Source organism: Pseudonocardia sp. (assembly GCF_025465255.1).
Taxonomy (GTDB): Bacteria; Actinomycetota; Actinomycetes; order Mycobacteriales; family Pseudonocardiaceae; genus Pseudonocardia.
In genome coordinates, this window is sequence record NZ_JAODNI010000242.1 from 1 (window position 1) to 7,143 (window position 7,143).

3 protein-coding genes and 1 pseudogene are annotated in these 7,143 nt (G+C 69.8%); all 4 read left to right on the forward strand.

Annotated elements, in window-relative coordinates:
• Positions 1–643 precede the first annotated feature (643 nt).
• The 4 genes and pseudogenes from JWP64_RS30030 (at position 644) to JWP64_RS30045 (ending at position 6,339) form a co-directional block, all read left to right on the forward strand.
• A complete protein-coding gene (locus JWP64_RS30030; RefSeq protein WP_297503664.1) occupies positions 644–1,018 on the forward strand; it encodes a tyrosine-type recombinase/integrase in 375 nt (124 codons plus the stop codon).
• A gap of 625 nt (positions 1,019–1,643) precedes the next feature.
• Positions 1,644–2,177 carry a peptidoglycan-binding domain-containing protein gene (locus tag JWP64_RS30035; RefSeq protein ID WP_297503668.1) on the forward strand — a complete coding sequence of 178 codons (534 nt, stop codon included), beginning with the start codon at positions 1,644–1,646 and terminating at the stop codon, positions 2,175–2,177.
• A 677-nt stretch (positions 2,178–2,854) separates the two neighbouring features.
• A pseudogene (locus tag JWP64_RS30040) lies at positions 2,855–3,301 on the forward strand (hypothetical protein); the annotation flags it as partial.
• Between the two features lie 140 nt (positions 3,302–3,441).
• The gene (locus JWP64_RS30045) at positions 3,442–6,339 is read left to right on the forward strand and encodes a hypothetical protein (RefSeq protein WP_297503666.1); all 2,898 of its coding nucleotides are present in this window, start codon (positions 3,442–3,444) and stop codon (positions 6,337–6,339) included.
• Positions 6,340–7,143 lie beyond the last annotated feature (804 nt).

Sequence of the window (7,143 nt, forward strand, 5' to 3'; positions counted from 1 at the left end):
TCGCGCCGGGTGGGACGACCTCCGGCCAGGTCTGCTTCGACGCCAAGGACGCCCAGTCCGGCAGCTACACACTGTCCTACGAGGGCGGCCCGTTCACCGACAAGGTCTCCTGGGTGAACTAGCCCCGGCCAACCCCTCCCTCGCTGACCGTGCCCGGCCACCGAGGTAGTCACAAACCCGGCCGGGCACGCACAAGAGGATGGCCCCCTCGCCACCGCGGCGAGGGGGCCATCTTTGTCCTCCTGCTGGCATCGCACCAGGTCACACCGCGATGTCGAGCGGGTCACGTGGGGGCAGGGCGGCGGCTTTCTCGCTCCCGGGTAGCCCGACCAGGACGAGCGGTTTGCGCTCTGCATCTTGTTGTCGTGGTGATCACGGACGGCTCCGTATCGGATCCGGGGGCGGCCCCTGCTCGGTGCGCACCAGGCGGTTCGCGTCCGCGGCCCTCCCGGTGGCCGTCGGTCGCGGCCGCCGCGGTAGTGGCAGGAGCCAGCGTGACCTACGACTGGGCGATCGGGGAGCTCCCGCTCGAGCCATACTACGCGGCCGCCGTGCAGAGCATGGCGTCGAGCTGACACAACTTCGCGTGCGGCGCCTTCGACCCGGCTGGGACGTTGAGCGTGGACAAGCTGCCCGGTGCGCTGTGGATGCAGGCGCTCTCGGCGCGGGGCTCGCCGCGATCCGCGTGCACCTCGCCGGCCGGACCGGACCGCTCCTCATGAGTCAGCGGGGCGGGCCGATGCCCCGCCAGGAGATCGCCCGCTCGCTCGCCAGGCTCGCCCGGGGAGCTGGCCTGCCGCCGCTGACCCCACACATGCTGCGGCACACCGCGGCGACCCTCGCGATTCTGCACGGCGGCCCCGATGGCCAGGGCGCGCCCGTCGAGCAGGTCCAGGAGATGCTCGGCCACTCCGTCATCACCACGACGATGCGGTACGTCCACGCCGCCGGCCGTGTCGAGCGCTCCGCGGTCCACGGCCTCGCCGCCGCTCTCCGGCGCCGCGAGGGATCGGCATGACCCGCCCGCCAATCCCCGACGTCCCCGGCGGTGGCGACCCGGGCCCCGTCGACGTGCCGTCACTGACCGGGGCCCGAGGCGTTCGCCCTGCTCGCCGCGGCACTCGGTGCAGGCGCGCTGGTCGTCGCCGGGGCCCGCTACCGCTTCCGGCGCGACCTCGTGCGCCAGTCGCCCGTCGAGCAGGTCCGCCCCACCACCGGATCGCGATCCACTGCGACACCGCCCGCCGCCTGGCGGCCGCGGGAGCACCTCACCCTCGTCGCCCTGGCACTGGCTGGACGGCGGCCGCCCGGACGACGCGGTCCCGCCCTACCGTCCCAACCAGGGCTGGAGCAGCTTCTCCTGCCCGGCGTTCCCGGGGGGTTCCGTAGACGAAGTAGGACTCGACCGGCAGCGTCGCTCCGCCGATCGCAAGGGCCGTGTCGAAGTCGGCGAGGTCCCAGGTCACCGTCTCGAAGTCGGGTTCCAGCTGCAGGTGAGGAAGCCCTCTGGGACTAATACGACAAGTTCGGCGACGCGGCCGCGGTGTTCGTCGTGGCCCACGAGCGGGGCCACCACCTGCAGGCCACCACCGACGTACTCCCCTACGACACGCGTCCAACAGCTCTAGCCCTACCTCAACAACATCAACAGCGGCTACGGTCTCCAGGAGAACGGCATGTTCGGCCCCTCGACCCGCATTGCAGTTCTGGACTTCCAGGGCCGACACGGGCTACCGGCGGACGGGAACGTGGGTGGAGCCACGGCCGACATGATCCTCGCCTCGCTGCCACAGGTCGTCGAGCAGCCCCCCGTGAGTGACCCACCGGACGATCCGGGCACCGAGCCGGGCATGGTCACGCGTTGTCACGGCTGGGGTGGGGTGGTTTGCGACTACTACGTCTCCCGTGAAGCAACGAAGCAGATGTTGGAGCTGTTCAACTCCGACGCCAATCCGTCCGATCTGCTGGCATCAACCGCCTGCACGATCGGCGGAGGTGAGAACTCACCGGTCTGCAAGACCGCGGAGTTCGCCATCCAGGCGGGCGAGTGGGCAATGAAGAAGAAAGTGGAGCAAGCAGTCAATCAGAACGCGTGCCTTAAGATGACTTACATCAAGTGGGCCGACTCCATCAAGGCCCCCTTGGTGGACAACGGGGAATTCTGTCGAGACCGTTGAACCCTCGGACCCGGTGGGTTGCGCAGCAATAGGCGACTCACCGGTTCCGGACACGCAAATCCCGCGGACTCGGTCGACAGATCTGTCTGGCCGCACTCCGCGCGGGGCGCACCGTCGCGGCCACCGCCCGCACGGTCGACCACCTCGCCGAACTCGAGGAAGCCTTCACACAGGTCGGGGCCACGAGCACGCGGCGACGGCGGCCGCCTTGGTGCGTAGTTGTACGTACTTGACGCGGCGGCTGAGCACTAATGCTTGGCACCAGGGCTACAGCGTGGTCCCCTGACCCCATCGGCTGCATCGCCACGAGGCCATAGGTCCGGGCGCCAGCACATCAACGAACGAAGAGCACGCTCGCCGGGTTCTGTGAGGCCGCACGTCCCGTTCTTGCCGGCGGGAGCGGACGTTGTCTTCTACGAAATGTAGGAGCGTGCGGTGACTTTCTGGGACGAGGCCTGGAGGTGCGCAGCATGACTTGGAATCTCGACGACGACCCGGCCACACCGGACCCCTCGGCCAGCCACGGGGGTGCTCGTCAGCGCATCGACGACATGCTCCGCCGGCCCCTCATGACCGCGGCGCTTGTCGTGGCGGCGCTGGCGGCGCTGGCGGCACTGCTCGTCGTCGGCGTGCGGCTACGCCGCTCCGGCGGACGACCCGATGCTCGGCTGCCCCGGTCAGCTACTCCGCTGTCCTTCCGGGTCTTCGCTACCCGCGAGGGCGCGGTCGGCGGCACGACAGCCAACGGGCATGTCATCACGCCGCGTGATCACTTCGTGGCGCTGCCCTCACGGCGTGCGTTGTCCCCGAAGGGCACCACGACGTACAGCGTCAAGGTCTGCGCGGACAACGGCCGGTGCGAGACCGCGCCGGTATGGGACGTCGGCCCGTGGAACACGACCGACGATTACTGGAACCCGCCTGCCGTAAGGCAGAGCTGGACGAACCTCCCGCAGGGCAAGCCGGAGGCGCAGGCCGCCTATCAGGACGGCTACAACGGCGGCAAGAACGGGAAGGGGAAGAACGTGAAAAACCCGGCCGGCATCGATCTCGCGGACGGCACGTTCTGGGACGGTCTCGGCCTGACCGACAACGCCTGGGTGACGGCCACCTACCTCTGGACATGATCCCCCGGACCTGATCCCCGATGACCCGACCGTTCCGCGGGCCACGACGCCGGGAGGCTCCGACGTTTCTGCATCTCTCGCTTCTGGGCAAGGCCGCTGCGCTCACACGCCGCGTCACCAGCCGGAGGGTCGGCCGGGTGAACGCCGGCGTGCCCAGCGGACCGGTGACGCTCCACGCCCGCACCAGCTTTCGGGTGTCCCATGTGTACGGCCTGTCGTCCTCGCAGTTCGGCACGTTGTACCTCAGCGACCGTAAGGGCGGGGATCGGCTGTTCTCCCGTCCGGCTCCGCTGTCGTCGGGCGCGGCCGAGGTGGACCTGGGGCCCGACGTCAGCCGTCGGATCGGCAAGACTCCGCTGATCGTCAGGGACATCATCACGATTCCGCAGCCCGGCGCGCACGTCGGGGACATCGCGAGCGTGGTGTGGTGCCGGGTGGGGGCGTGCTCGCCCGCTCAGCGAACGTCGATCCCCCTGACGGCGACGGAGGTGTATCTGACGAACGGCGGCAACAGCGTCCTCGTGTACGACACCGATGGCAGTCGGTCCGTCCGCGCCAGGATGCTGGTCGGGCCCGACGACACGTTCGGGACGCTGCCCTTCGATCCCAGCCCCGATGGGATGACGGCGAAGGCGGTGGACGCACCCCTGGCCGGGGTCCTCGCCGCCGACGCTCAGATCTTCTACCTGGCCTGGGCGGTGGCAGGAGGGATGACGGCCCTGCGTGACGGCGCCCTGCCCGCCTTCGCCAACGACGTGGCGATCTCCCCCCAGTACGTGGGCGCGCAGCGCTACGCACCTCCGGACACGGTGATCAGCCGGTACCTGCGGGCGAACCTCAGCGCCCCGTCAGAGCGTTTCACCACGCCCGACTACCTGCAGAGCTTCGAGATCACCGACACCGCGACCGCCTGGCTCGTCCAAGAGCCCGGTGGCGCGCTGCGGCTGACGACCCGCACGGTCGCCGGCGGCGTCTCCGTGCCCTACCCGCGCGCGCTGACCAACCGGTCGCTGTCGCGGTACGAGAACACCGACGACTTCCTCATCTACGACGCCACGGCCCCGACCCCGGGCCTCTACCGCCTGGCCGGGGGCGCCACCACCGGCACCCTGGTCGGCGTGCTCGGCCCCCGGGACGCCACGACCCAGAGCCTGGAGCTGTCGCTCAACCGCGTGCTCTACAGCGACGACAGCAGTTCCACCATCCCGCTTTTCCTGCGCGACGTCTCCACGCTGCCCACGCTCGGCGCCGAACTCATGGTGACGACAGCGACGACCACGCCCCTGCCGGCCACCGTCGATCTCGCCAACAATCTCAACCCGTCCGGGCTGGGGGGCGCGTTCGTGGTCTTCGCCTGCCCCAACGGCACCGACCCCGCCCAGACCGACGTGCTGTTCGGGCGGCCGGGAGGAGTCCTCGACACCGTCACCCTGCAACCGGCCGACAAGCCCTACGCCATCCAGGTCTCGGGCCACCGCGCCCTGATCCTCGCGGGGAACCGGACGAACCATCTGCTCGACCTGCTGACCGGCGGCCTATCACCGGCCCCCGGCGACGTGTACCTGCGACTGTGGGGCGATTACCTGCTCACTTTAGGGATCAATGATGCCGAGCTACGGCGCACCGACCTCGTGACCGGGACGGTCGCGACCCTGCTACCGGCCGACCCCGCCGCCGGACCGATCCACGAGGAGCGCGTCGATCTCGCGATGTGGGGCCCCCAGCTCGCCTACTACTTCTACAGCCCCTCCAACGTGCTCGTCAGTGGTGTCTGGACGGCGACCTCCGCCACGGCCGGAACGATGGCCCCCTACCCCAACGCGGCGACCGCCCAGATCTCCCGGCTGTCCGACGGTCTGCTGGTCACCCACGACATCTCCGACCGGACCAGCGCCTACGACCTGCGCGCTGGCACCACCGCGATCCTGGCCGATCAGACCACGCTCATCGGGCCGGCCGTGGACGGCTACCGCGTGGGTTGGGTGCCCGGCGCGGACCGGCGCGGCGTGGTCGCCGACATCCGAACCTATCTGCCCGGGTACGCGCTGTCCGCGCCCCTGCTGGTCACGGCCGCGGCACCTGCGGGATATGCCCTCGATGCTGCCGGGACCGCTCGCTGGCAGCCGCACTTCTACACCAGTCGCGACGTGACCTGGACCGTGCAGCTGCGCGCGGGCGGAGCCAGCGGGGCGGTGGTGCGCGTATTCAGCGGCGTCAGCTCCTTCGGTGAGATCACCCTGGCCGGCGGGTGGGACGGCACCGACGGTTTCGGTGCGGATCTGCCGCAGGGGACCTATACCTGGACGCTCACCGGTTCCGCTGACGGCCAACCGCTGAGCTCCCCGAAGGGCAGCACCGCGCTCACCGGAGCGGTCTACCTCAGCCGCACCCCGCCCGCCGCCCCGATCGTCACCGCGCCCGCCCTGTCCACGGACATGTCGACGTCGGTTTTCCAGATTTCCTGGGCCTCCACCGGAGCACCAGCAGGAACCACATACACCATCCGCAGAAGCGAGGACGGCGGTCCGTTCACGGCTTATCTCGAGAACGTGACGACCACCGTGGGAAACGTGGCGGGGGCTCCCGGGCAGACCTTCCGGTTCGAGGTGGTCGCGACCGACCCGGCCGGTCGGACGAGTGCACCGGGCACCGCGATGACCGTGGTCCCCTATGACGATGCTTCCCCCGGCGTGGCCTACACCGGCACCTGGATCGTGCTGTCCGCGCCAGACCGGTACTTCGAGGCCGTGCACGTCAGCGGGATCACCGACTCCACGGTCACTTTCAGCGCGACCGGAACTGCGATCACGATCGTCGGCGATCGCGGCCCCGACACCGGGGAGTTCCAGATCGCCTACGACGGCGGGCCCTGGTCACCCCCGATCGACACCCACGCCCCGGCCCTACAGGTCCGCCAGGTGCTCGACACGCACACCTTCACCGGCGCCGCGAGCACCCACACCGTGAAGCTCCGGGTGGTGGGCACCAGCGGGCGTCCCAACGTAGCCGTCGACGCCTTCGCCTATACCAATTAGCCGGGCAGCGCACCCCGTGCAGCCCTACGCCGGCTGGTGGGCCACGGAGGACGCCGCGACACCCCGTTGTCGTCCCACCGGCCGGCGACATCCGCAGCCTCGACCGCGGCAAGTCCTGCTGACTCACCGCTCGCTGCCACCGATCCGGACCAGCACCCTCGACGTCTCCGAACACCTCGACCGGAAACAACGGCGCGCGGGCTCCGCCGCGATCCGCGCCGCAATGCCCCCGGTCGACGACCTCGGCTACAGGCTCGGCGCCGGTCACGGCCAGCCGACGCCGCAGATCCGATAGCCAGCGACGCCGAGGGTCTGTCCGGAAGATCGTGTGGGCGGTGGCCGCTTCTTCAGCCGGGGCTGATGCGCTCGCCGTAGAACAGGGCCAGCACGTTAACGCAGGCTTCCGTCCGGTGGCCCGCCCAGTCACGTTGGTGCGGTTCGCGATCGGGATGCGGATAGCCGGGTAGAGCACCTTCAGTGGAACGCCGCGCTCACCACACCCGGTCTCGAACTCCGCGACCCGGACCTCGGCCGCGTCCGCGGTCGCGCGGTGCAGACGGTGCGCAACGCCTTAGCCCGGATGCACCGTTCGACCGAGGTGGTGATCGATAGGGTCTGGGCTGGAGGCTGGACAGTTTCAGAATCGGAGTTGGGGCGTGACGGCTCTGCCGGTCTGCCGGCCTCTCCAGGGTCTTTCCGGTCGTCGACGGGCAGGGTTTCGCTGCTTAGTCGCGCATCGGGAGGGCGTTGATGCTGTTCAGGGCGGTGCGGAACGCGCCGGCCCATGGCCAGTTCGCCGGTAGG